This window comes from Streptomyces sp. A5-4 (genome assembly GCF_051131715.1).
Lineage (GTDB): Bacteria > Actinomycetota > Actinomycetes > Streptomycetales > Streptomycetaceae > Streptomyces.
In genome coordinates, this window is the sequence record NZ_CP178591.1 from 7152613 (window position 1) to 7173545 (window position 20933).

Below are 20933 nucleotides of genomic sequence, written 5' to 3' on the forward strand. Positions count from 1 at the left end.
GAAGCAGGCGGCGTCAGCTCTCCTCGCTGATCTCGATCAGGTGGGTGCGGATCGTGCCCATCGGGTCCGGCGCCTGCACCCGCAGGCGCACCGGCTCGCCGGGCACAGGCGGGATCTGTTCGACGGTGAGGATATCGCCGTACTGTGTGCCGGCCTTCTTGTTCAACGCGGTATGGATCAGTGTGCGCAGCTCGATCGGGCTCATCGGCCGGCTCCCTTCATGGCGGCGCGGTGCGTGGAGAGGGCCTTGGTGTGGCGGTTCAGCTCGGCGACGATGTTCTCGACGATTTCGCAGACCTGGTCGGTGCCGCCGAATGTGCCCCAGTGCTTCCAGCTCTTGCGCTCGGTCGGCTGGAAGCGGTCGATGGTGTCGAAGGAGAAGACTTCCTTCGGAGCACCGGCGGTCTTCGCCTCGGCGCAGCGGTCGATGATGTAGTAGGCGTGCGAGCCCAGCAGGATGTGCCAGGCGACGATGTGGTGGTAGCCGTGGTTGACGGCCGGGTCCGCGAGGTGCTGCTTGCCGCCGCGCCACTGGATCGAGCCGCCGTAGCGGCTGCGGAAAACGGGGATATTCATGTTCAGCTCTCCTCGGTGGCGGTGTCGGGGGTGGCGAGCGGGATGTAGAGGCGGCAGCCGTCGATCGAGCACTTGGAGGAGAATCCGGTCAGGTGTGCGGTGCGGTTGGGGTAGATCGGCTCGGCGCCGTTTGCCTGAACGCAGGCCCAGTCGTTGATCTCGTCCGCGGCGGTGTCGGCCTTCGCGTAGTCGTCGAAGATCACACCCATGTGCTGCTCGGCCTTGGCCTCCAGCTTCGGGGTGACACGGGCGGCGACGACGAAGTTCGGGAGCATCTCGTGCTCGACGAGGGTGTAGCGGGTCATGATCACTCCTTGGTGGTGTCGGCCGGGATCTGGATGGGGACCAGGTCCAGGAAGCCGAGCGGGTAGAAGTACTCCCCCATCTGTCCGGTCTCGTCGGTGCGCAGGAGGGTCAGCAGGGCGTGAAGCTCGGACCCGTGGAAGTACTTGCCGTACTCCTCCTTGGCGTCGGGGTAGTTCTCGTAGAACTCGAACTCGTGTTCCTCCAGCCAGACCTCGGTGACGAGCCTCCACCCGTCCGGTGTGGAGATCACGTCGTTCTCGGCGAGGTCGCCGGCGCGGAGATGGGCGGTGGTCCAGAGCTGTCGGGCCATGGTCAGTTCTCCGGTCGGTAGGCGTGGGCGGCGGAGTAGCGGGTGAGCCAGCCCTCGACAGTCGAGCGCAGGTGCGTGTGCTCGGGCTGGTAGTAGTCCTTGAAGTCGCGGACCTTGCCAGCGAGCAGGCATGAGACGTGGTGGTCGCCGGCCGCGACGGGAACGTTGTTCCAGTCGATCGCGGCGAGCTGCTCGAAGGCGGCGGTGCGGTCGTCGATCTGCTGTACGGCGGCATAGTCTTTGCCGTCGGCGACTTCCAGGCGGGCGACGAGGTCCCGCGGGTTGCCGTCGCCGTGCGCGGCCCACCACTGGGAGTTGTCGGCGGTGTAGCGGTACGCGGCCCACTTCGTCTCGCTCTGGTTGCAGTCGACCATGTAGCCGAGCCCGCTGGTGGTCTCCTCGGGCTTGAGCATCCCGACGTTGTACTTGTAGCGGCCGGGCAGCTCGGAGGCGCACTTGCGCCAGTTCACGCCGTCGAGCGCGGGTGCCTGGGTCTTGCTGGTCACGGATGTCCTCTCGTCGCTACGTGCTGGTCGGGCGGCCACCGCCGCGCCCCCGAGGGGGCGGACAGAAGCGGTCCGGCTGTTCAGGTAGCGTCCTTGTCGACTGGCACCCGCGCGTCGTTGAAGCAGTAGGCGACGGCCGGCTCGCCGGAGTGGCAGTCGATGGACTTGATCCGCCACTCGGCCGGATCTTCCTCGTTGTCGTCGATGAAGGCCCAGTTCGCGGTGGCCATGGCCTCGTTGTCGTTGACGAGGTAGGAGTACTCACCGCGGCACGGGTCGTAGTCGTTGACGTACGTGAACATGAACGAGCCGTCGTCGGGGTACTGGTCGACGTCGAAGTCAGGGCCCCTCGGTCACCAGGATGTCGAGGCCGTCGCCCATGTGCTCCATGAACATCGGCCGGTCCATGATCTCGTGGTGCTCGACAGTGCCGTAGACGAAGTGCCGCTCGACCAGGTAGTGCGCCCGCAGAAGCGTCGCGGCGTGGCCGATGTGCTTGCCGTCCAGCATGATCCGGCAGTCCGCGTAGGTGTCCTGGGGCATCTCTATGACGGTGTAGGTGCCCGGGTTCGCGCCGCCGATGCGGACCTCGTGCTTCGTCGCTTCCACGGACTTGCCGACGCGGACCCACTCGGTGACGGTGCCCACGACCCTGTCGGCAGTGCCCCGGCGGTTGTAGCGGTACTCGGTCATGAAGTCGTCGCCGGAGTGGTGGTGCATGTTCTCGTACTCGGTCTCGGACACCGGGTTGAGACCGAGCAGTTCCAGGCGCTTGTTCTGCGCGGCACGGATCTCGGCGATGGGGATCAGGGTGTCGTTCACTTGGAGGTCTCCTCGGTGTTGTTGGCGGCGGTGATCACGGGGCACGGTTCGTCGCCGCAGTTCTCGCAGGACTCGCACTTCTCCCACTCGCTCGTGCAGTCGTGGCGCGTGTGCGCGAGCGTGGAGGCGAACTCGGCGCGGACCGCGGCGGGAAGGCTGGGGTCGTCCGCCTGCTGCCACATAGAGCACGCCCAGGCGTGGTCCTCACCGGACCGGCCGCCGTCGATGGTGTGCTTGTGAATGTTGTGCAGCAGCGGGTATGCGATCTTGACGCCGTCGATGAACAGCTCCGTGTCGGGGTTGCCGTCGGAGTCGAGGTACGTGATGACGTCGGTCCGCGGCAGCCCGGTCCCGATCTTCGGCAGCAGATCCTTCTGGCCGGTGTCGACCGGGCCGAGGCGGCGGATCGCGTCGGTGTAGTCGGGGTTTCCCTGTTCGCCTACCTCGACGTGATGGAAGGCGGCACGGTGAGCATCGGAATCCTCGGCCTGGAGCAGGGTGTCGAGACCGAATGCGGCCAGTGTGGCAACGAGCCCGTCGACCCGACAGGAACCATCGGCCAGCTCCATCGCCACGCCGGGGCCGTCCCACGAGCCGGGCCGCCCCGCCTCCCCGGACTGGGTGGAGATCAGCAGCGCCAGGTCCGTGGCGTCGGGCTTGCAGTTGATCTCGCGGAATGCGGCTACCGGAGCGGTCTTCTTGCAGTCGGCGCACTTGAACGTGAACGTGCTGGGCGAGAACGTCTTGAAGTCCGGGTTGTCGCCGACACTCTCGCCGGTGTTCGACAGGCGGTGCCCGTATTCCGCCAGGTATTTCTGCCGGATCGGCCTCGTGAACTCGCCCGCGCTGTCGCGGAAGATCAGGTTGTCGCCGTCGGTGCGAATGTAGGTGAGGGTGTAGTTCAGGCTCGGGATGGTGAACTCCTGGCCCGGCTCTACAGTCTGGCCGGTCTCATCGATGTGAATGGTCATGCGGAACTCCTTCTAGGGATAACAAAAGCGGCCCACCAGAATTGGTGAGCCGCCGAGTCGTTGTGGTGTCCTTGGTTCTACCGCTCGTCTTCGTGGCAGAGCCCGTTGTCGATCAGGTACGTCTTGTCGGCAGCGAGCTCCCGGATCTTCTCGATATAGCTGGAGCTGATCCTGGCCCGTGCTGCGGCTGCGCCAGTGATGATCCTCATCGCGGACTGCCACTCTTCTGCGCTGCCTTCTTCCTGGTGCGCCTGCTGTAGTCGTTTGAGCAGGCGGTGGGACCGCACGAGATCCTGCCAAATCGCTCGGTGCGGGAAGCGGTATGTGGTGGAGGCTGCTCCACGCCGTGGTGAGCAGCGCGTCCGAGCTGACAACGGCGATCTTCATCGGTCAGGGGTTCCTCTTGAAGGTGAAGACGCGCCCGTTCTCCTGGCCGAAGACCTCGTCCTCCCTGGGCCCGTACTCCTTGAAGAGCTTCTCGACGTCATTCGCGTGCTCGATCGGGAAGCCGTCGTATATCTCCTGGAGGTGCTGCTCGATCAGCTTCTCCAGGTTGTCCTCCGCCAGGTCCTCGTAGGAGGCGAGCAGTTTCTCGAACTGCTCGGGGTCCCAGCGGGCCCAGAGCTGGCCGGCGGCCTTCACCGCGGCCACAGCACCTCTTCGTCCTGGCCTACCTTGTTGTGGGTGTAGGACCCGGCAACGGTGGCGGCCAGTTCGCCGCCGCCCTGCTCTCGGACGTCGATGTCGTCGAAGCCTCTCTCCTCCGCGGCCTGGTAGGCGTCCTGCCAGGTCCTTCTCGTCGTACAGCTCGTTCATCGCGGTCCTTTCAGTTGAAGCGGGTGAGGGACGCGTACGACTTCTGGGCCTCGACCCGAACGTTGTGGGCGAGCTGCCTGTCGAACTGGGCGTCCGTCAGCTTCTTCGTACCGTCGGCCGCGGCCACGCCGACGTTCTCTCGGACTTCCTCAGGCCTTGTGAACTGCCGCTCGTCGGCCTCGATGTCCCAGCGGGAGCACCGTACGGCGTCCTCCCACATCCGGATGCGGACCCACACCTTCTCGATGTTCTGCGCGGTGAGCTTCTCGATGCCGACATCCGCAGCATCTTCGCCAGGTGCTCCTGCTGCTCCTGCACGTCGCTCACCGGTGCCCCTCCTGCTCGATGATCGCGGCCAGCGTCAGCTCGGCCCAGTGCTTCTTGACGTTCTCCACTCCGAGCTTGGAGTTCGGGTAGCCCTCGTGTGGGTTCGGCACGTTCTCGCGGATCGTCATGCTGCCGATGCGGGAGCCGTCGCTGAGGCTGAACCGGTGGCCGTCGAACTCGGCGTACTCGCACGCCTCGGTCGACTCGCAGTTGCAGACGCTCGTGACCCTGTCGGCGAAGATGTTGTTGCCCTTGAGGCTCTCTCCGAAGTACTTCACGGCCAGGGAGCGACGGACCTCGCCGAACACGTCCAGTGACATGTTGTGCTCGTCGGCGTACTTCTCCAGCAGGACCACGTCCGTCTTGCGCTCCGCGGTCTCGTCCTGCCCCGGGCCGCCACGCGGGTCCCGGTAGTACCAGACCACTTCAACCGTTCGAGCCAGGCTCACTTCTCCGCTTCCTTCCAGTAGACACGCAGGATCTTGCCGGTGCTCATGCCGGTGCACGTGATGACGTGAACGGTCTCTCCGTTCGGACCCTCGACGTCGAAAGTACGGCGAGAGGAACGTGTAGTCCGCCACCGGCTCGAACGCCCCTCCCCGCGGTACCAGCTCGTCGCCGGACTTGATGTGCGTCACGCTGCCTCCCCATATCCAGGCATGAAAAAAGCGGCTGCCGGTCGGCAAGCCGCACGGATTTCTGTTGCGTCCTTGCTGCTACTGGTGGCCGTACTTCTCGCGGACCAGCGTCAGGAACTCGACGCTGAGGGTGTTGCTGACGATGCCCAGAATCCTGCCGCTGGCCCGGTCCTGGACGATCTCGCACCCCGCGTACGAGTTGGACGTCTCCAGGTGGAAGCGGTACCCGCCGTCCTCGGCGAAGTCGCACAGCGAAGACAGCTCGGAGTTCTCGCAGTTGCATACCGGCACGACGTCCTGGAGCGTGATGTTCTCCGGCTCCATCTGCCCGATTGGCATTCACCGTTTGGCGAGCATCGTGCGAAGGAGCTGCTCGGGGTCACCCGGCCGTGTCATCTGCGCGGAGCCAACGATGCAGTCCTCGGTGTGGGACTTCTCCGTTCCCGTGCGTTGCCATGTCAGGCGGTAGCGCGTACGGACCGACGTCTCTTCTTCGCATGCGCTGTCGCTCTCCGTCTGGTCTTCGGTCTCGAAGTGGAAGGTGTAGGAGACGAAAATCTTGTCGGGGTTCTTGACGTCGACGAAATGCAGCGTGTCCCCCTCGACCCGCCATTCCCCCTTGCGCGGCCACGCCACGAACCATGGGGTGCCCTCGCCCTCGGGCATCGTCCTGAGCCCCTTGGTTTGCACCGCATGCACCGTGCGCTCCCCAGACAGGACAGGGTGCATGTTGTTGACCACGGTCACCCGCTGCCCCTCGCGAATCCGTCGCTTGATTGCCGCCAGGCTCATGGCTGTGTTCCTCTCGGCTCTCGTTCGCTGGAGTTAGGAGGCGTAGGCACTCAGGACCGTGTACGCCTGCGCGACGGTCGCCCCGCGCAGCCAGACGGCCGCCCACGTTCGGCCGTGGTTCTGGCTATCGACCCGCTTCACGGTCAGGGCGTGGCGGATGGTGAGGACGCCGCTCTCGTCCTTCAGGTCGGTGTACCTGGGTACGTCGCTGACGACGTGCGTCGCGGTGAGGCCCGGGAACGTGGCGGCGACCTCGCCGCGAACTTCCTCCGGCAGCTCCTTGTAGCCCCGCATGAGGGTGCTGATGCTCGGCCTGACGCCTTGCGTGATACGTGCGGCCTCATGGAGGGGCAGGTGCGGGATACGGATCTCCACGCGGGTGTCGTCGGCGCCCGTGGATGTGATGCTCACCCCGAGCGGGCGTCGCTCCCTTTCCTCGTACTCCCGGATCGACACGTTGAGCAGCTCCGGCTTGTATTCGATGAACGTGTTGTAGGTGCCGCCGTGAGCGATGGCGGGAATGCCAGCGTCCCGCAGCGGGAGAGACAGCACGCACAGGCCGGCCACAGCGTCCTCGCGTCCGAAGTGCGGCAGGATCTCGGTGCGGATGGCCTCGACCGCCCGGCGCACGGCGGTGGCCTGGTCGTCGGCGGTCTCGACCTCGGCAGTCACGTCCGCCAGGGGCTTGCGCTTGTCGGTGCTGATCGACATGTGCGCGGTCAGCAAGACCCGATCGGTGCCGTCGTCCAGGCAGACACGGAAACCGATGCGGTGCACCACGATCGCGGAACTCAAGATGGCCTCGACATGCCACTCAGGGCCGAGCATCGCGGCCGTGTCGTACGCGATCCGGAGGAGCGGTTCAGCCACGAGCGTGAAGTCGGTGTACATCGGGTCAGTCACAGTTGCTCCTACTCGTAGATGCGGTCGCTGAACTGGATGTCGGCGAGTCGCCGATTCTGATTTCAGCTGTCCTCGGGGACGGTGTGGATGGGGTGTTCGTGCGGCTCGAACCCCTCCACGAATCGCTCGTAGAACTTCGTGCCGGTGTCGGGCCTGGAGGCACGCCCACATGCCGGTCTCCGGCTTCGGCGCGGTACCAAGCGACTTGTGGGCCCACGCGGACGTCGTAGCGGCCGTCGTCGCGCTGCTGGAGGTAGCCGATCCCGCTGCCGCAACCCCACGTGTTCTGTCCTTCATCGGCATCAGGGAGACGAGCACGCCGTGCCGAGGGATGAGCGACGGCTGGACCTCGTACGACTGCGTAATGCCGAACCGCTCGGCGACTCGGTTGTAGCCCTCGCAGTCGCAGCCGTTCTTGGTGCAGCTGCCGCACACGGACTTGTCGATCTTGAGTTCGTCGGCCACTCCCAGGAGCTTGCCGGCCGGTCGACTGCCGAAGGACTGGGCTGGCGGCGTGTATTAGTACAGGGCGGAGGCCGCGTACTCCTTGGTCGCGAAGCCGGGCAAGGCAATGGACTCGATGCCGCGGCCGGTCCAGTCGGCGACCCAGTTGCGGTCAGCCGTCTCGTAGACGATGCCCTGGTACAGGAAGCCGTCGTCGTCGCCGGGTGCGTCCGTGTAGACCTTGAAGCGGGTCTCTTCCTCGTTTTCGGGCTAGTTGCGGAATGGGGGCGGGAGGTTTCCGTTACTCATAGATGCGCTCCTGGAACTTGATTTGGGCGATGGCGCCGAACGTGTCGCACACGGCGTCGGTGACCTCGGCCAGCGGGTCACCGGGGCGGGTCAGACCGGTCAGGCGCAGCACCGATCTGAGCTGGCCTTCGGCGGCGTAGGCCATGACGCCCTCACGGCCGGGGGTCCAGGTGATGAAGTCCGGACTCCCGTACTTGTTCTCCAGGCCGTGGACGCGGAAGACGACCTGCTTGTAGGTCTCCCGATATTCGACGTTGATCTCATCCGGCCGCATGCGGCCCCGGTTCTCCAGCTTTTCGGCCCAGACGTAGGTGCCGTCCTGGGAGTGCCGCAGTCCGTACTCGCGGTCGCGGAAGGTGAACGTGGCAGCCAGGCAGGGGTGGTTCGCGATCGGACACCAGTCCTCGATGCCCATGCCGACATCGTGGGTCGTGTACCTCCACCAGAGGCCGGCCAGCTCGTTGAGCGTGAAGGGCTGGTCGTTGTCGGGCTTGGGCAGCACGTGGCTGTTCACGGACTCGGGCCGGCGCGCGCAGCCGTGCAGGCCTTTGTCCCGCCCCTGCCGGAAGTACTCCACCGACCCCAGCAGAAGGCAGTCGTGGCAGGCCGCCTCGTGGAAAGGGTGGTCGACCAGCCGGTGCCCTCCGGCGATGTCCTTGAACTCTGGCGTCGGAGTGTAGATGCGCAGCGGCACGATGCGAGCCTTGAGCGCGGGGCGCCGGACGTAGGACTCTCCACAGGGCTTGCACACGGGGTCGATGAACGGCTCTCGCGTGCCGCTCTCCCCGTCGCGAATCGAGCCCACCAGCATGTGTGTGGCGTTGCCGTCACACGGGTCATCCGTGGGGGTGATGGAGGAGGAGTCAGTGGAACAGCGCACGATCAGATGCCCGTCTTCCGGTCCGGGTGCGGCTTGCGGCGGGTGCGAATCCAGTGCTCGTCGCCGTCGTTGTAGCTGCCGTCGTACGACAGGGAGAAGTGGTCGCCGTCCACGGTCAGCCTCACCGGGCCAGCCGCGCTGATGGCGGCCTCGTACGCCTTGTGCAGGGCCGAGCCGGTCTTGCACTGCTTCGAGTCGCGGAACGCCTCGCCCACCCGGTACGAACGTCGCATGAGCTGGAGCAGGTCGTACTTCGCCTCCACCGCGGGCAGCATGTAGCTGCCGCTCCGGATGTCACCGACGCCTGGGAGGCCGGGGCGCACCCACAGCGCCGACATGTCGTGCACCTCGTCCAGCGGCACGCGCTGGGCCCAGTGCCGGTCGATCGCCTCACCGGCCCGCTGGTCGAAAAGGCCGTCCCAGCAGTCCGCGGCATCCTTCGACAGCCGGATGTACTCACGCACCGCACGCAGGGCCCGGTACGCCTCGTGCTCCGTGGTGAGGTCGTAGTAGGTCGCGTACCACCACTCGCCGTTCTCGCCGAACCCGTCCCGCATGCTCGTGCCGGTGAACATCCGGCCCGCGACCCACTCACCGTCGCGTTCGCCGAGTAACACCCCGTCGTACTTGCCGCGCCACTTGCTGCGCCTGGCCTGCACGAGCTTCCAGCCCTGGACTTCTGTTCTCATACGATTCCCTTCAGGAGCACGCCGTTGAGGTGCTTGATTCGGTTGGTTTGGACGTAGTCCATGCCGCACGGCCCGCACAGGTGCTCGCACTCCCACTCTGGCTCGTACGGGAGCGGGTCGGGGTTTTCGCTCTCCAACGTGTGCGTGGCCCAGGCGTGGCAGTCGGGCATGGCGCACTTCGGCGCCGTCAGCTCCAGCACCTGCTCTGTGGCGTGCCGCATGTTGATCCGCATCGGGGCGTGCCCACCGGTGTCCTGGCAGATCAGGAAGCCGGTCGCGTACCCGATATCGCCGTAGCCCTGGGAGATGTGCTCGGCGCCGATCACGCGGCAGACGGCTCCGACGAGGCGGAACAACGTGCCCGGCTCGATGCCGCACGCGTACGTCCAGCAGTCGACGGCGTAGTAGGCCACCGCCTCATCCGGGATGTCCCAAGGGGAGCGGTAGGTGCCCTCGATGCCGGGGCCGGCGACCAGGTTCGAGATGTCACCGAGCAGTCGGCCGGCCTCGTCCAGGATTTCGACGATGTAGGGGAATTTTCGGCACTCGCGGATTTCGGCTGCGTCCTTGGTGTCGAACTCCCACCATGGGTAGGCATCCGGCTCATCCGCGTGCTGGATACGGACCCGGATTTCAGGCAGGGACCGACGCACCTTGCGCCTCCTTCCACTGTGCGTACAACTCGGCCGCCTTCTCCGGCACGAGGTACGGGAACGCGTCGGCGAATTGGCGGAGCGCACAAGCGTCGGCATCGTCGGCGGGCCCCGTGATTTCCCCGGGGTTCCGCACCAGCGCCTGGATCTCTTCTCGGCACCCACGCGCGTCCCACATCGGCCTGTGACCGAGCCGGGCCCACTGCTCCTCGTTGTTGTGCTCCTTGCACAACTGCGTCTTCAGGCCCGTCGCCTTGTGGATCACCTTCACGTCGGCAGGCTTCGGGTAAGGACGCGGGCAGCCCATGCACCACAGCATTCCGGCCGGGCCGAAGGCGCCCCGGTGGACCTCGATGGCGTCCCAGATGAACTCGAAGTCGTCCAGGATCGGGGTGACTTCGTCGAGCGGAACCGTCCGCCCGTAACTCGCGTGGTGCTCCAGCTCGACATACACGGAGTGCGGCTTGACCGGCGTGCCCCGGTAGCTGCCCCCGTTGGCCTTCCGGAACTGCGCGACCGTGCCGTAGTGGAACTCGGTCTGCCCGTCGACTTCTAGGACCACGCGTACCAGGTCACCGACACCGAAGGCTCGTCGGTACTTCTTGACGGCCGCGTGCCAATGCTCCTCGCTCTCCGCCCCGTAGCCGTACCCGGGCCCCCGGTCGTAGAAAGCGTCGCGCATGATTCCGGCGATGTTGTACGCGTGGGGATTGCGTCCCTCCTTTTCCAGGGTCTCAATGATCAGCTCACGCACAGCACGCTTACTTCCGTGCCCACTCACGAATTTCCCTCCTTACTTACGGCCAACTGCCCGGACCACTCCTCTGTCGTCAGTTCCGACGCGTGCACGTAACGGCACACACCGGTAGGGCCGGTGCGCACGACCACGTGGTGGTAGCCCTCCCACACGTTGACGTAGCGGTCGGTCCCGTCGGCGTGTACCGACCGTGTGGGACGCGTGATGCCGTCGGCGTCTGGTCTGCGGTACGGGGTGCAGTGACGGGCGCATGGGCCCGGCGCGACGGTCACCGGCTCGTTGTCGTAGGTGTTGTGCAGTTGCACTCCGCTGACAATGCGCACGCCGTTGCGGGTATGCATGGGCATGTCGTCGCCGAACATTTCAGGTCTCCCTGCTGTTGGAATTCATTTGGTGCCCGGCCCGGGAGTCGAACCCGCCGAATGTCGCATGGGGGAGGCTTGCACTCGCTACTCGTCGCCGGGCTCGACCTTTAGTGGGTCTTCGAGCTTGGTGGGGGTGCGGTGAGTGCCAACGGCCGCGATGGCTACGCAGCGTGACGTTTAGTCGGGTGTGGCGCCCCCGATGTGAAGAGCCCGCAGGGCTTCGTGATCATGGTTGGTGTCTAGACAACGGATCAAGAAGAACCTGCGGGCTCGACCATCAACGATACAGAGATCAACGCGGCGGCGACGCGCCTGCTGGGGGTAGAGGGGGTGAGTGTGGTGAACGTCGTGGACGACGGGGCGGGCGGCAGCCTGGTGCACGTGGTGACCGCCGACCCGGCCGCGCGGGCCTGTCCTGGCTGCGGGGTGTTCGCCACCCGGCTCAAGGACTACCGCACCACCCGGCCCAGGCACCTGCCCTGCGGGGGCCGGCCCGTGGCCGTCCACTGGCGCAAGGCCCGCTGGTACTGCGCCGAAACCCGGTGCGAGCGCGGCTCGTTCACCGAGCAGATACCGCAGGTTACTGCCGGAATGCGGACGACGATCACGTTGCGCCGGGCGGCTGGGGCGGCGGTGGTCGACGGCGGCCGCACCATTGTCCAGACCGGCCGCGATCTGGGGCTCTCCTGGCCGGTCGTCCACCGCTGCTTCATCTCCTTCGCCGCCACCGCCCTGCCTGCCGAGCCCGAGGCCACCGAGGCGGTCGGGATCGATGAGACCCGGCGCGGCAAGCCGGTCTGGAAGCAGAACCCGGACACCGGCAAGTGGGAACTCCTCGCGGATGCCTGGCACATCGGCTTCGTCGACGCCATCGGCGGACGCGGCCTGTTCGGCCAGGTCGAGGGACGCAACGCCGCCTGCGTCGCCGCCTGGCTCACCCTCCAGCCCGAACACTGGAAACAGCACGTCAAGTACGTCGCCATCGACCTGTGCGCGACCTTCCGGGCCGCCGTGCGCACCGCACTGCCCGATGCGGTCGTGGTCGTCGACTGCTTCCACATCGTCCAGCTCGCCCAACGCCACCTCGCCGACCTGCGCCGTCGCCTCACCTGGAAACAGCACGGCCGCCGGGCCCGCAAGGGCGATGGCATCTACACCGTCCGCAAGCTGTTGCGCCGTAACAAGGAAGACCTCAACCCCGACCAACTCACCATTCTGAACACCGAGTTGGACCAGATGGGCACCTACGGGCGGCAGATATACGCCGGCTGGCAGGCCAAGGAACTTCTGCGCGACCTGCTCCGCCTGGCCTTCAAGCACACCCACACCCACCCTGACCGCTCCGCGATCTCCGCCGCCCGCCACCGCTTCAACACCCACATCGCCGACCACGCCCACCTCCCCGAACTGGTCACCCTCGCCGAGACCATCGACACCTGGTGGGACGGCATCGAGGCGTACATCACGACCGGGATCACCAACGCCGCCAGCGAAGGCAACAACCGCCTCATCAAGCTCGAAGCCCGCAACGCCTTCGGCTTCCGCAACCGCGCCAACCAACGCCTGCGCTCACGTTGCGCTACAACCCGGCGAGCCCGACGGGAGCAGCACCCCCACTAAATTCGAAGACCCCCTTTAGTCGTCGACCAGTACGCCCCACACGTTGTCGATCAACGTCGGGCCGTCGTCTCCGACCTCCCGCACGTAGGTCTCGTATGCCTCCTGGACGGCCCGCGAATGGTCATCCACGAGGAAGGAGCAGGCTCAGCCGTTCTGCTTGTGCTCGTCGGGCAGCTCCCGGTGCGCCTGGGCTTCGAGTGCCGTCTTTGACGTGCTGTCGGGAAATTCCTGGGACGACTCGATGATGAGATTTGCGTCCTTTTCCCAGTAACCGGTCAGAAGAATCACGCGTCGTCCTCGGGTTGCGTGTACACGCGCCGCCCCTTAGCTCCCCGGCAGTCCCAGACGCTGTAGGCGTCCAAACTCTCCGCCAGGGCCCGGAACGCCTCGGACTCGGACTCGGCCTCGACCGTGTCCGTGAACGCGTTGCCGTCGCTGTTACCGGCGACCACGCCTTCGATCGTCGCCTCGGACAGATCTACGCCCACGTAGGTGACTTCAAGGCCGCCGGCGTCGTCCCAGACGCCGTCCAACGTGTATTCCTTCATGTGCGCTCCTCGCTGTTTCTGGGGGATCGGTTGTTGGTCAGCCCATGCGCTTGACGTTGAAGGTGTGCAGCCGGTCGGCGGCCTCGACGTCCGTGACGTACGTGCCGAGGAACTGGTCACAGAACCGGGCGTGCCACCGCTGCTTCTCGTGGCCATCCCAGGTGTGGGTGATCGTGAACCGGCCGTCGGCCGCCAGCAGCGCCACCCCGTGCGGGACTCGGATGCTGTCCATCAGCGAGCTGCGGTTGCTCCTGATCACGACCTTGACGTGGTGGGTGTAGGTCTTGCGCGTGACGGTCCAGTGCGGGTCGTGTGGTGCCTTGCTGTAGCGCTCGGCCATGCACAGCACCTTCACCGCGTCCTCGACGCTGACTCGGGCCGGGGTGGGGTCGGTGCGGTAGCCGGTCGTGATCCGGACCGGAACGATTGGCTTGTGCGGCTCGGGAGCTGGGTCCAGGTCGGTGGGCCACGCCTGCCAGCGGGAGCCCATGCGGTCCTTGAGGATCACGGCCTTGATCTCGCCGTCTTCCAGGCGGACACCGTCGACCCGGTAGGGCGCCCACTCGTCACGCTGGTGCTTCCACGCGACGCACCGGCCCTGGCGGGCGATCTCCGGGGCGTACTCCAGCCACCGGGCCTGCCAGAACTCGATGATCCCCTGCTTGGTGTCGCGGTAGTAGTACGCCGCTTCGAAGGCCAACCGCTCCTCGCGTGTCCAGACCTTCTCCACGAGCTGGTCGACGTACTCGACGACCCGTTTCGTGTCCGGGAGGTTGATCGGCATTGAGTCGTTCCGGTCGTACTTCTGGTACTTGTCAGCCACAGCTCGCATGGGGTCAGACCTCCTGGGGATCGGTCGTGAAGGCGCTCCACCGGCCCTGGACATGGCCCATGCCGTCGGGGTGGACGCGGATGGTGCCCTCGATACCGGCGATGAGCCATCCCGTGTGCCGGGTGCCGTGTTCCTCAGTGGTCTCGATCAGCCGGTGGTAACCGATCAGCTTCCCGACGTTGAAGAACCGGGCCTCCTTCAGCAGCGCGGCCTCGTCGACTGGCGGGAAGACGTCCCGCTCCAGGTGCTCGAAGATCGCCTTGACCAGCGGGCCCATCGAGTCGTACGAGGGCTCCGGCGTCTCGAACCCACACGCACACATACCGGCGTAGCCCTCGTATGAGGGCAGACGTTCGAACTGGTGGACGCCGTCCTCGGTGCCGCTCACGATCATCTGCTGCTTCAGTCCACGGGCAAACTGCGCGCCCGGCAGGCTGTCGTCCAGGCCCAGCTCGGTAATTTTCGTCATTGAATTACGCCCCCTCGAATTTCTGGATTCCGTCCTTGCCGCAGCATCCCGGGCACTCGCATTCGTGCACCTTGTGCAGCTCCGACACCTTGAATGCGCCCGTACTGGTCCAGGGGGAGTCTTCGATTTCCCACGTGTACTTGACGAGCACCATGTCGCCGCAGGCCACCCGAACGACGGTCGCCTCGTAGCACCACGGGGAGCGCACCGTCTTGAGGCTGGACCGGCCGTCGGGCACCTTGTAGTGCGGTCGTACGCGGACCAGCTCGCCGCGCTCGGCAAGCGTTTCTGCTGAGTCCTCGGCGTGCGTGATCGGCGCGCCGATCACCCGTACCTCGCTGCTGAATGCCGAGCGCCTGACGTAGGTTTCCGGCTCGGTTGTCGCCTCCGACAACTTCATCCCTCCTTACTGATTGGTGTGCGGGTGCCGTCGATATGCACCACGAATGCCTGGCAGAACGTGCGCCCCCGCAACTCACGGACTTTCACGCGGTATTGGGGCATGCCGTTACGCATACGCGCTCTCATATGGCGTACGCAGTAAGCCGCGACTGGGTCGGATTCCTGCCCGTCACGGCGCGGCTTGAGTTCTACGTAGCGGGTCGCGGTGTCGACCCATGCGGCCGGCGAGTCCTCGGCCGGCGGCACGTACTGCTGGAGCATGAAGAACCACAGCCGGCTGACCGGCTCAGGCGTAGGCACCGGCTTCCAGCTCAGTGCCGACCTCGACGGTGTACGACGACCAGCGCACGATCGTGTCCTGGTCCCCGACGATGTTGAACAGGATTTCCTTGCGTCGTTCTCCGTCCGGGTACTCGTGCCAGTCCTGGGCGTACTCGCGGGCCATCTCGATGGTGGGGAAGGAGATCTCGAACGGCGCCGAGTGCTCGAAGTGCGTGGTGAGGGAGCCGAGAATCGGCATGATGCGGAGTCGCTGGCCCTCCGTCGGCATCGCGCCCTCGAACAACCACCCGTCCGTCGAGTACCAGCCGCGGGCCCTGCCGTTGAACCACGCTTCGGCCAGGCCCTGCCTCTCGTGCGTGGTGAGCGTGGCCACCCGGGGCGCCGGGTGCCCGCACCTCGGCGGCCACCCATTCACCGACCGGTTCCACACCGGTCGCGGACCAGGGTCGCAACCCGGCTCGGTCAGCGTGCAGCAAGGCTCCAGAATGCAGACGGTGAACATGCGCTCCCCCTTCAGATCTTGAGCAGGTCGCGAAAAACCTTCGGACCGTTGCTGTCGGGCTTCGGCTGTGACACGCGCCGGATCGTGATCGCGTCCATCGCGGTGCTGCCGCGCCCACGCCATGTCAAGCCGACGGGGGTGCGGACCGTCACGTGCCGCATTCCGGTACCGGCCGCCGCTGGGCGTGTAGCGGTCCCGCTCCTCGGTCTCGTAGCGGGTGACCTCGCCCAGCACTCCGCCGGTCCAGGTGGCGAACCGCTTCCGGTCGTCGCCGACGTAACCGATGTAGCCGCTCCACCCGTCGGCCGACTGCATCTGCTTCCGCTGCCAGGCGTCCGCGCACGGGCAGCAGCGCCGGTCGTTGGTCTTCGGGTCCCGGGCATAACCGGTGCCCATACCGTCGCTCGGCATGGGCGGGTGACCGCACTCCAGCAGGTCGGGCGTCCGGCGCTCGGCCCGGGGGGTGATCCGATTCCGTCGGGAGTTGGTCATGCGGTGCGGATTCCTTCCTTTCCGATGATGGACGGCAGCACCTTCGTGGCGGTCTCGGCCAAGCCGTCACGCAGCCAGATCGAGCACAGCAGGTTCGGCGGAAGCGGCAGGGCGCGAGGCATGAGAAGTCATGGTGAGCAGCCCTTCGCGGGGTTGGATGAGAAGCCCACGAACAGCCGCCGACAGGGCCACCCGCAGCCGACACGCGCACGACGTGTCACAGAGCCCTCCGGATCAACTGCGTTGATCCCCAAGCGCCTAATAGACCCGCAGGCACCCTGCGCGCCCGAGCCCCGCTCGGCGGCACCCCCTATCTCGCGGCATTCTGACTCATCGCGGACTGTCATTCAATAGGCACTCAGATGAGATGTCCTCAAAGGCCAGTCGATCCAATCGGACTGGACGGCGACAGGAGAGGCGAAGCGAGAAGTGATGAAGACCTGGAGGACGAGGAAGGCTGCGCCCGCGGCCCCAGTACTCGCTGTGGCCGCGGGCGTTCTGATCGCCGGATGCTCCAGTGGCGACGACAGCACAACCCGGGCACCGTCTGCGCCGAGTCCGACCGTGAGCACCGCCCTCGGCGCGGCGCTGGACAAGCTCGCCCTCCGGGGCACTGAGAGTTCCAGCAAGGACCGCGGGACCTGCCTGGCCAGCGCAGTGCGGAAGGGGGGAATGCCGGAGGAGGCACTGGCCTACATCGTCAAGGCCGACAGCGACGACGGGCCGAGGCATAGTCCTGCCCTCGGCGGTGCTCAGGTCGAGCTCGAACGCGCGCTCGATGCGTCGGTTGAGGGTCAGCATTCTGTTCATGCCGTCGACCTCATCGAGGTCCAGGTCGAGGGTCACCGCCCGGTTGAGTGCCTGGCGCATGCGGTGCTCGATGGTGCAGTGCGCGTTCAGATCGATGGTGGTGTCCTTGTATCCGAGCAGCACCATGTCGAAGGCACCCTCGATGCTGTCCGGGAGCTGGCAGCCGGGCAGGTGCCCGAAGGTGCCATCGGTCTCAGGGTCTTCAGCGTCGAGCAGATGGTCCCAGTCGTCGAGCCGATGCTTCCACTCGTCGTCCGAGATCTCTGCCGGCGCAACGAAGTCGCGGATGATGAGCCGGCCGCCAGGAACAAGAGCGCCGATGGCGTGCGTCAGCGCCTCGGCGTAGGCCCGGCGCTTGTCCGCGGGCAAAGCAGGGGCGTACGAGTAGATCTCGTGCAGCACCGAGCTGAAGACGATGTTGTCGACGGGCGCGTACACGGCGATTTCAGTCAGATGAATGGAGAGCTGGTCTTCAGAGACCGTGCTTCTCGTGGTCGTAGGGCTCGTCCGGTCGGTGGACCGCGATGCGCACGATGGGTGTGGACCCGTCGGTCTCCGGGCGCTGCGCCGCCGGTGCCGGCGTCCGGGTCTGGGTGCTGATCTCACGGGCAATCCAGAGGATGCAGGCGACGATGGCCAGCACGATGAAGAGGAGCGCCAGGCTCTGTAATGGCGTCAGGGGGCACATGCGAAGTCCTTTCGGTGAGTGGAGCGTGGAGCCGCCGACTCGCAGAGCTCGGCGAGGGTGTGGCCACAGGAGAGGTAGGTGACCTCGTACAGCGGGCCCTGGCCCCAGCCCGGGTCCCAGTCCTCGGGCGGCACGGCGGGTTCGACGGTGCATTTGACGATGTCGCGGGGCAGGCCCGGCTCGCTGCTCTCGTCGTAGGAGCAGAAGGGGCACCACTCCAGCTCGGGCAGCTGCGCAGCGACGCCGAGCAGTTCAGGCGCGGTGACTGTACGGGCCATCTCGGCCGACGCGGCGTCGGTCAGGAGGAGGTCAGCGATCGGTGCGGCGATGACGGTCATAGGGTCCTCGGCTCGGTCGTAGTGGGATTTGCGCAGGGCTGGACAGCGCACAGCGCGAAAAGAGGGGTCTTCAAAGTTGAGCAGTGCGGAGGTGTCCGCGGGCTCGGCGGGCGGTGACACACCGTGTCCGTATTCGTTGGTTCTCGGCGTTGCGGAAGTCTTGTATTTTGAGTTCCCGGTCACTCCGGGTGATGCGTACCGGTCGGGGGGTGTGGGACGGATTCCGCGGTTCTTATGACAGCAGGACAGCTTTTGCATGATCGTGTCTTCTCGCCACGAGTTGACAGTCGATCAGGCAAAGGCCGTGATGCGCTTCCTTCACCTGCACCCGGTGTCGATGGCCTTCGCGAACTGGCCGTGTTTCGCGGTCAGTTGCGCTCCTGTTTGTACCGTCGGGGCAATACGCTGCTTGAACTCGCCGATGCGATCCTGTGCACCGCTGGTCCGGTGCAGTCGCCGGTGGAGCTGTCGTTGGAGCCGGAGGTCCTCCGGCGGCACAGCTCGGTGTACGACGCGCTGCACCACGGAGGCGGCTCGGCCGACCGGCCGTGACAGGCCCTGGTCCAGCACCTGTACCCGGCCCGGGCGGGCGAGCCGCTGATGTGCGCCATCGACACCACCCCGCTGGCCGTCCCGACGCCCGCTACGCCGACCAGCGGATCATGGTGATGGTCCGCACCAAGGGACCGGACATGTTCCTGCCCGGCTGGGACTACAACGTTCTGGTCGGCATCGGCTGGGGCGGCGCCGCCTCCTGAGTGCAGCCGCTGGAGGCGCGGCGGATGCGCCCCACTGAGCAGGCTGGTCGCCCCGCCATGACTCGGATGCCCGACCAATTTAGGAGAGAGGCTGCGAGCTCCTAGAAGTGGCGATTCAGTCCTCTGCACGGGCGACGCTAACGATCAGCGCTGTGTCGTCGGCGTCTCGCCATTCACCGATCACTCGCCACCCAGCATCGCTCAGAAGCCGCTCAGCCTCGCGCCTGCCGTCCTCGAGGTCTCCGCCTTTGGCGGCGATCGTGGTGCGCTCGCTGAACGCAGCAGGCGTGTCATAGTCGGGCGACCATGCCCGCTCGTCCCCCGGGTGCTCGCCGGTCAGCTTGTCCTGCCATACCGAGACATCCATGTGTGGCTGAGAGAGTTGACCGGTGCCGTAGGTCATCCAGGCACTGAAGTGCGGGCGGCTCGACCATTCGGCCTCACGCTCGTTCTCCAGGTCCCAACGCTTGAACAGCTCGCCGAGCTGAGCGTAGATATGGCGGGCCTGCGCCTCGCTCAGGGTGAGTGTGCCGCCCCGGAGCCTTCCGTCTTCGGTGGGGGCAATCGGTGCGTAGTACTCAATGCCTGCGCGGTACCGGGCGATGTCGCCGATGATCAGTTCATGGCGACCGTGCAACGACTGCTCCACCGGCAGCAGATGGTTGAGGTCGGCCTTGTAGTAGGGCGGAAGCTTGCGGACGTCGATGATGTCGCGTTCGGACATAAGGTTCCCCTTTGGGGTCTTCTCGGTCCAGCACACCTGAGCCGTACTCGGTTCAGGCTCCGGCACGCCATCCGGATGGTCGTGGTACGGAGGCTCGTCATGTAGAGAGCCAAGCTGCTGCCTGCCCCACTCTTCGAGAACTTCCTCAGGCACGTTCCTCCCCTTTCCAATCGCCCCGGAAATCGGGGGATTGAGTTCCATAGCCGGACTCGCACCGGACAAGGGGACCTTGATGTCTCTCCAGGACTGTTGGTTAGCGCGGTGCTTCGAACCGCAGCGTCAGTGTGGACGCTCGACCGCCGGTGTACGCATGGTCAGCCTTGTACTTGGTGATGGCAGTACCCTCGATGGTGAAATCGTCACCTTTCAGTGGCCGTGTGTACCGGCCCGGCGCTCCCTTGGTCGGATTCATCCTCACTTCGGATGCATTGACTTCGGCAACGCTCAGTTGCCCCCGGAACTCGTTGGCCTCGTGACTGGTCCAGTGCACGGTCCAGCCCGATTGGACAAGCGCGATCAGCTCCCGGAGCCTTTCCATGTTTCCGGGGAAGACAACGTTTGCACCAGAGACCCTGGCGGATGCCTCTTTGACTCCCGGCTCAGCAAACAGCGGGCGATAGACCACACGACGATCCGGAAATTCCACCCCAGGCGGAATCTGATCGGCGTTCGGTCCCGGTTCGGCATCCCCGAACGGAACCAGAATCGGGGGAGCCGAGACACGCTCCACCTCGTAATGGCCAGCGTGCTTGTGACCATCCCTGTAGCGGACCCTGGCGAGCCCATACACGGTCTCACCCTTCACATGGACTCGTACGCGGAGACCCGTGAGAGGCCGCTTTTCGGTTGACATAACCGTTCCCCTTTCCAGATCCTTGCGGTTCAGCGCCCCATTCGGGGATCGAACGGTGTCGCAGATGCCGATGGATTTCAGCCGCAAGCAAGCTCTGTGGCCCGCGACCAACTGCCCATCCGGAAGCGGATGGTGGTGGCCGGCGGGACCTCACCCTTCAGGTCCGCCGGATCCGTGCGCCAGGCCTCGTAGGCCGCTAGCGTCGTGGATCCCCTCTCCTGCAGGCACTGCCTGATCGCGGCAATGAGCTGCTCCTGGGGCCACTTCGTCGTCGCAGTCTGGAGCTGCTGGGGCTGTTCGATCACGGCGAGACCCGCGAGGTCCAGCGCACGGTTCCAGCTGCCGAAGCGGCGCTCGTAGAGCGGAGCTGATGGATCGGTGCCCCTGCGGCGCTGCTCGAAGGTGCGACGTCCCAGGGTGTCCTCTTCCTGCGCCAGGTCGATGAGCACGTGCAGGAGCTGCTGGTCGGTGTAGACGACCGGCCCGGACTTCATGGGCGCAGGGACGTGCACAGCAGACAGAGTCATGGTCGGTCCTATCTCTCGTTCTGA

37 protein-coding genes are annotated in these 20933 nt (G+C 65.8%); 3 read left to right on the top strand and 34 right to left on the bottom strand.

Going from position 1 to position 20933, the window contains the following annotated elements:
• Positions 1 to 13: 13 nt before the first annotated feature.
• From ACLLJJ_RS33605 to ACLLJJ_RS33700, 20 genes are all read right to left on the bottom strand, one after another.
• Entirely contained in the window at positions 14 to 205 is a 192-nt protein-coding gene (locus tag ACLLJJ_RS33605) for a hypothetical protein (protein WP_434598137.1), read from the bottom strand.
• The gene (locus ACLLJJ_RS33610) at positions 202 to 576 is read right to left on the bottom strand and encodes a hypothetical protein (RefSeq protein WP_434598139.1); all 375 of its coding nucleotides are present in this window, start codon (positions 574 to 576) and stop codon (positions 202 to 204) included. Before ACLLJJ_RS33610 ends, ACLLJJ_RS33605 begins: the two co-directional genes overlap by 4 nt.
• Positions 577 to 578: 2 nt before the next feature.
• A complete protein-coding gene (locus ACLLJJ_RS33615; protein ID WP_434598141.1) occupies positions 579 to 881 on the bottom strand; it encodes a hypothetical protein in 303 nt (100 codons plus the stop codon).
• 2 nt (positions 882 to 883) lie between these two features.
• Positions 884 to 1192: a hypothetical protein gene (locus tag ACLLJJ_RS33620; RefSeq protein WP_434598143.1), complete on the bottom strand. Its 309-nt coding sequence runs from the start codon at positions 1190 to 1192 to the stop codon at positions 884 to 886.
• Between the two features lie 2 nt (positions 1193 to 1194).
• A complete protein-coding gene (locus ACLLJJ_RS33625; RefSeq protein ID WP_434598145.1) occupies positions 1195 to 1698 on the bottom strand; it encodes a hypothetical protein in 504 nt (167 codons plus the stop codon).
• A gap of 80 nt (positions 1699 to 1778) precedes the next feature.
• Positions 1779 to 2000: a hypothetical protein gene (locus ACLLJJ_RS33630; RefSeq protein WP_434598147.1), complete on the bottom strand. Its 222-nt coding sequence runs from the start codon at positions 1998 to 2000 to the stop codon at positions 1779 to 1781.
• A 37-nt stretch (positions 2001 to 2037) separates the two neighbouring features.
• On the bottom strand, positions 2038 to 2520 hold the full coding sequence (locus tag ACLLJJ_RS33635; RefSeq protein ID WP_434598149.1) for a hypothetical protein: 483 nt from the start codon (positions 2518 to 2520) through the stop codon (positions 2038 to 2040).
• Positions 2517 to 3491, bottom strand: a complete 975-nt coding sequence (locus tag ACLLJJ_RS33640) for a hypothetical protein (protein ID WP_434598151.1) — start codon at positions 3489 to 3491, stop codon at positions 2517 to 2519. The genes ACLLJJ_RS33635 and ACLLJJ_RS33640 overlap by 4 nt, the downstream gene beginning before the upstream one ends.
• A gap of 77 nt (positions 3492 to 3568) precedes the next feature.
• Positions 3569 to 3700, bottom strand: coding sequence for a hypothetical protein (locus ACLLJJ_RS33645; protein WP_434598154.1), 132 nt, complete (start codon positions 3698 to 3700; stop codon positions 3569 to 3571).
• Positions 3701 to 3881: 181 nt separating this feature from the next.
• Positions 3882 to 4142, bottom strand: a complete 261-nt coding sequence (locus ACLLJJ_RS33650; protein ID WP_434598156.1) for a hypothetical protein — start codon at positions 4140 to 4142, stop codon at positions 3882 to 3884.
• A gap of 175 nt (positions 4143 to 4317) precedes the next feature.
• A complete protein-coding gene (locus tag ACLLJJ_RS33655; RefSeq protein WP_434598158.1) occupies positions 4318 to 4545 on the bottom strand; it encodes a hypothetical protein in 228 nt (75 codons plus the stop codon).
• 85 nt (positions 4546 to 4630) lie between these two features.
• Positions 4631 to 5083 carry a hypothetical protein gene (locus tag ACLLJJ_RS33660; RefSeq protein ID WP_434598160.1) on the bottom strand — a complete coding sequence of 151 codons (453 nt, stop codon included), beginning with the start codon at positions 5081 to 5083 and terminating at the stop codon, positions 4631 to 4633.
• Between the two features lie 267 nt (positions 5084 to 5350).
• Positions 5351 to 5596 carry a hypothetical protein gene (locus tag ACLLJJ_RS33665; RefSeq protein ID WP_434598161.1) on the bottom strand — a complete coding sequence of 82 codons (246 nt, stop codon included), beginning with the start codon at positions 5594 to 5596 and terminating at the stop codon, positions 5351 to 5353.
• Between the two features lie 15 nt (positions 5597 to 5611).
• Positions 5612 to 6064, bottom strand: a complete 453-nt coding sequence (locus tag ACLLJJ_RS33670) for a hypothetical protein (RefSeq protein ID WP_434598163.1) — start codon at positions 6062 to 6064, stop codon at positions 5612 to 5614.
• A gap of 33 nt (positions 6065 to 6097) precedes the next feature.
• The gene (locus ACLLJJ_RS33675; RefSeq protein ID WP_434598166.1) at positions 6098 to 6967 is read right to left on the bottom strand and encodes a hypothetical protein; all 870 of its coding nucleotides are present in this window, start codon (positions 6965 to 6967) and stop codon (positions 6098 to 6100) included.
• Positions 6968 to 7712: 745 nt separating this feature from the next.
• Positions 7713 to 8525, bottom strand: coding sequence for a hypothetical protein (locus ACLLJJ_RS33680; protein WP_434598168.1), 813 nt, complete (start codon positions 8523 to 8525; stop codon positions 7713 to 7715).
• A gap of 77 nt (positions 8526 to 8602) precedes the next feature.
• Positions 8603 to 9289, bottom strand: a complete 687-nt coding sequence (locus tag ACLLJJ_RS33685) for a hypothetical protein (protein WP_434598171.1) — start codon at positions 9287 to 9289, stop codon at positions 8603 to 8605.
• Positions 9286 to 9942, bottom strand: a complete 657-nt coding sequence (locus ACLLJJ_RS33690; RefSeq protein WP_434598173.1) for a hypothetical protein — start codon at positions 9940 to 9942, stop codon at positions 9286 to 9288. Before ACLLJJ_RS33690 ends, ACLLJJ_RS33685 begins: the two co-directional genes overlap by 4 nt.
• The gene (locus ACLLJJ_RS33695; RefSeq protein WP_434598175.1) at positions 9923 to 10723 is read right to left on the bottom strand and encodes a hypothetical protein; all 801 of its coding nucleotides are present in this window, start codon (positions 10721 to 10723) and stop codon (positions 9923 to 9925) included. Before ACLLJJ_RS33695 ends, ACLLJJ_RS33690 begins: the two co-directional genes overlap by 20 nt.
• Positions 10720 to 11061, bottom strand: coding sequence for a hypothetical protein (locus ACLLJJ_RS33700; RefSeq protein ID WP_434598177.1), 342 nt, complete (start codon positions 11059 to 11061; stop codon positions 10720 to 10722). Before ACLLJJ_RS33700 ends, ACLLJJ_RS33695 begins: the two co-directional genes overlap by 4 nt.
• Before the next feature lie 333 nt (positions 11062 to 11394).
• On the opposite strand from ACLLJJ_RS33700, the gene ACLLJJ_RS33705 reads away from it, so the two are divergent.
• Positions 11395 to 12684: an ISL3 family transposase gene (locus ACLLJJ_RS33705; protein ID WP_434596753.1), complete on the top strand. Its 1290-nt coding sequence runs from the start codon at positions 11395 to 11397 to the stop codon at positions 12682 to 12684.
• 144 nt (positions 12685 to 12828) lie between these two features.
• Here ACLLJJ_RS33705 and ACLLJJ_RS33710 read toward each other — a convergent pair whose 3' ends face one another.
• The 11 genes from ACLLJJ_RS33710 to ACLLJJ_RS33760 form a co-directional block, all read right to left on the bottom strand.
• Positions 12829 to 12972 carry a hypothetical protein gene (locus ACLLJJ_RS33710; protein ID WP_434598180.1) on the bottom strand — a complete coding sequence of 48 codons (144 nt, stop codon included), beginning with the start codon at positions 12970 to 12972 and terminating at the stop codon, positions 12829 to 12831.
• Positions 12969 to 13232 carry a hypothetical protein gene (locus ACLLJJ_RS33715; protein WP_434598182.1) on the bottom strand — a complete coding sequence of 88 codons (264 nt, stop codon included), beginning with the start codon at positions 13230 to 13232 and terminating at the stop codon, positions 12969 to 12971. The genes ACLLJJ_RS33710 and ACLLJJ_RS33715 overlap by 4 nt, the downstream gene beginning before the upstream one ends.
• A gap of 37 nt (positions 13233 to 13269) precedes the next feature.
• Complete coding sequence (locus ACLLJJ_RS33720; protein ID WP_434598184.1) at positions 13270 to 14064, bottom strand: hypothetical protein; 795 nt, start codon at positions 14062 to 14064, stop codon at positions 13270 to 13272.
• A gap of 4 nt (positions 14065 to 14068) precedes the next feature.
• Positions 14069 to 14533, bottom strand: a complete 465-nt coding sequence (locus tag ACLLJJ_RS33725) for a hypothetical protein (protein WP_434598186.1) — start codon at positions 14531 to 14533, stop codon at positions 14069 to 14071.
• A gap of 4 nt (positions 14534 to 14537) precedes the next feature.
• A complete protein-coding gene (locus tag ACLLJJ_RS33730; protein ID WP_434598188.1) occupies positions 14538 to 14927 on the bottom strand; it encodes a hypothetical protein in 390 nt (129 codons plus the stop codon).
• A gap of 2 nt (positions 14928 to 14929) precedes the next feature.
• Positions 14930 to 15235: a hypothetical protein gene (locus ACLLJJ_RS33735; RefSeq protein WP_434598190.1), complete on the bottom strand. Its 306-nt coding sequence runs from the start codon at positions 15233 to 15235 to the stop codon at positions 14930 to 14932.
• Positions 15222 to 16211: a hypothetical protein gene (locus ACLLJJ_RS33740; protein ID WP_434598192.1), complete on the bottom strand. Its 990-nt coding sequence runs from the start codon at positions 16209 to 16211 to the stop codon at positions 15222 to 15224. Before ACLLJJ_RS33740 ends, ACLLJJ_RS33735 begins: the two co-directional genes overlap by 14 nt.
• Entirely contained in the window at positions 16208 to 16333 is a 126-nt protein-coding gene (locus ACLLJJ_RS33745; protein WP_434598194.1) for a hypothetical protein, read from the bottom strand. Before ACLLJJ_RS33745 ends, ACLLJJ_RS33740 begins: the two co-directional genes overlap by 4 nt.
• A 208-nt stretch (positions 16334 to 16541) precedes the next feature.
• Positions 16542 to 17459, bottom strand: coding sequence for a hypothetical protein (locus ACLLJJ_RS33750; RefSeq protein WP_434598197.1), 918 nt, complete (start codon positions 17457 to 17459; stop codon positions 16542 to 16544).
• 34 nt (positions 17460 to 17493) lie between these two features.
• The gene (locus tag ACLLJJ_RS33755) at positions 17494 to 17709 is read right to left on the bottom strand and encodes a hypothetical protein (protein ID WP_434598199.1); all 216 of its coding nucleotides are present in this window, start codon (positions 17707 to 17709) and stop codon (positions 17494 to 17496) included.
• The gene (locus ACLLJJ_RS33760) at positions 17697 to 18047 is read right to left on the bottom strand and encodes a hypothetical protein (protein ID WP_434598202.1); all 351 of its coding nucleotides are present in this window, start codon (positions 18045 to 18047) and stop codon (positions 17697 to 17699) included. The genes ACLLJJ_RS33755 and ACLLJJ_RS33760 overlap by 13 nt, the downstream gene beginning before the upstream one ends.
• A gap of 234 nt (positions 18048 to 18281) precedes the next feature.
• Here ACLLJJ_RS33760 and ACLLJJ_RS33765 point away from each other — a divergent pair, with 234 nt between their 5' ends.
• Complete coding sequence (locus ACLLJJ_RS33765; protein WP_434598205.1) at positions 18282 to 18599, top strand: hypothetical protein; 318 nt, start codon at positions 18282 to 18284, stop codon at positions 18597 to 18599.
• A 50-nt stretch (positions 18600 to 18649) separates the two neighbouring features.
• On the top strand, positions 18650 to 18805 hold the full coding sequence (locus tag ACLLJJ_RS33770) for a hypothetical protein (RefSeq protein WP_434598207.1): 156 nt from the start codon (positions 18650 to 18652) through the stop codon (positions 18803 to 18805).
• A 115-nt stretch (positions 18806 to 18920) separates the two neighbouring features.
• Here the strand turns inward: ACLLJJ_RS33770 and ACLLJJ_RS33775 are convergent, their stop codons facing one another.
• From ACLLJJ_RS33775 to ACLLJJ_RS33785, 3 genes are all read right to left on the bottom strand, one after another.
• Positions 18921 to 19529 (bottom strand): hypothetical protein, encoded by a 609-nt coding sequence (locus ACLLJJ_RS33775; RefSeq protein WP_434598209.1) that lies wholly within the window; start codon positions 19527 to 19529, stop codon positions 18921 to 18923.
• Positions 19530 to 19782: 253 nt separating this feature from the next.
• Positions 19783 to 20469 (bottom strand): hypothetical protein, encoded by a 687-nt coding sequence (locus ACLLJJ_RS33780; protein WP_434598212.1) that lies wholly within the window; start codon positions 20467 to 20469, stop codon positions 19783 to 19785.
• Positions 20460 to 20909 carry a homing endonuclease associated repeat-containing protein gene (locus tag ACLLJJ_RS33785; protein WP_434598214.1) on the bottom strand — a complete coding sequence of 150 codons (450 nt, stop codon included), beginning with the start codon at positions 20907 to 20909 and terminating at the stop codon, positions 20460 to 20462. The genes ACLLJJ_RS33780 and ACLLJJ_RS33785 overlap by 10 nt, the downstream gene beginning before the upstream one ends.
• Between the last annotated feature and the right edge of the window lie 24 nt (positions 20910 to 20933).

Excerpts from the sequence above, each read along its gene's own strand:
- ACLLJJ_RS33605 (WP_434598137.1), bottom strand. The coding sequence starts at position 205 with ATGAGCCCGATCGAGCTGCGCACACTGATCCATACCGCGTTGAACAAG.
- ACLLJJ_RS33610 (WP_434598139.1), bottom strand. The coding sequence starts at position 576 with ATGAATATCCCCGTTTTCCGCAGCCGCTACGGCGGCTCGATCCAGTGG.
- ACLLJJ_RS33615 (WP_434598141.1), bottom strand. The coding sequence starts at position 881 with ATGACCCGCTACACCCTCGTCGAGCACGAGATGCTCCCGAACTTCGTC.
- ACLLJJ_RS33620 (WP_434598143.1), bottom strand. The coding sequence starts at position 1,192 with ATGGCCCGACAGCTCTGGACCACCGCCCATCTCCGCGCCGGCGACCTC.
- ACLLJJ_RS33630 (WP_434598147.1), bottom strand. The coding sequence starts at position 2,000 with ATGTTCACGTACGTCAACGACTACGACCCGTGCCGCGGTGAGTACTCC.
- ACLLJJ_RS33640 (WP_434598151.1), bottom strand. The coding sequence starts at position 3,491 with ATGACCATTCACATCGATGAGACCGGCCAGACTGTAGAGCCGGGCCAG.
- ACLLJJ_RS33645 (WP_434598154.1), bottom strand. The coding sequence starts at position 3,700 with ATGAGGATCATCACTGGCGCAGCCGCAGCACGGGCCAGGATCAGCTCC.
- ACLLJJ_RS33665 (WP_434598161.1), bottom strand. The coding sequence starts at position 5,596 with ATGGAGCCGGAGAACATCACGCTCCAGGACGTCGTGCCGGTATGCAAC.
- ACLLJJ_RS33670 (WP_434598163.1), bottom strand. The coding sequence starts at position 6,064 with ATGAGCCTGGCGGCAATCAAGCGACGGATTCGCGAGGGGCAGCGGGTG.
- ACLLJJ_RS33685 (WP_434598171.1), bottom strand. The coding sequence starts at position 9,289 with ATGAGAACAGAAGTCCAGGGCTGGAAGCTCGTGCAGGCCAGGCGCAGC.
- ACLLJJ_RS33700 (WP_434598177.1), bottom strand. The coding sequence starts at position 11,061 with ATGTTCGGCGACGACATGCCCATGCATACCCGCAACGGCGTGCGCATT.
- ACLLJJ_RS33715 (WP_434598182.1), bottom strand. The coding sequence starts at position 13,232 with ATGAAGGAATACACGTTGGACGGCGTCTGGGACGACGCCGGCGGCCTT.
- ACLLJJ_RS33720 (WP_434598184.1), bottom strand. The coding sequence starts at position 14,064 with ATGCGAGCTGTGGCTGACAAGTACCAGAAGTACGACCGGAACGACTCA.
- ACLLJJ_RS33725 (WP_434598186.1), bottom strand. The coding sequence starts at position 14,533 with ATGACGAAAATTACCGAGCTGGGCCTGGACGACAGCCTGCCGGGCGCG.
- ACLLJJ_RS33740 (WP_434598192.1), bottom strand. The coding sequence starts at position 16,211 with ATGACCAACTCCCGACGGAATCGGATCACCCCCCGGGCCGAGCGCCGG.
- ACLLJJ_RS33745 (WP_434598194.1), bottom strand. The coding sequence starts at position 16,333 with ATGCCTCGCGCCCTGCCGCTTCCGCCGAACCTGCTGTGCTCGATCTGG.
- ACLLJJ_RS33755 (WP_434598199.1), bottom strand. The coding sequence starts at position 17,709 with ATGTGCCCCCTGACGCCATTACAGAGCCTGGCGCTCCTCTTCATCGTG.
- ACLLJJ_RS33760 (WP_434598202.1), bottom strand. The coding sequence starts at position 18,047 with ATGACCGTCATCGCCGCACCGATCGCTGACCTCCTCCTGACCGACGCC.
- ACLLJJ_RS33765 (WP_434598205.1), top strand. The coding sequence starts at position 18,282 with ATGACAGCAGGACAGCTTTTGCATGATCGTGTCTTCTCGCCACGAGTT.
- ACLLJJ_RS33775 (WP_434598209.1), bottom strand. The coding sequence starts at position 19,529 with ATGTCCGAACGCGACATCATCGACGTCCGCAAGCTTCCGCCCTACTAC.
- ACLLJJ_RS33785 (WP_434598214.1), bottom strand. The coding sequence starts at position 20,909 with ATGACTCTGTCTGCTGTGCACGTCCCTGCGCCCATGAAGTCCGGGCCG.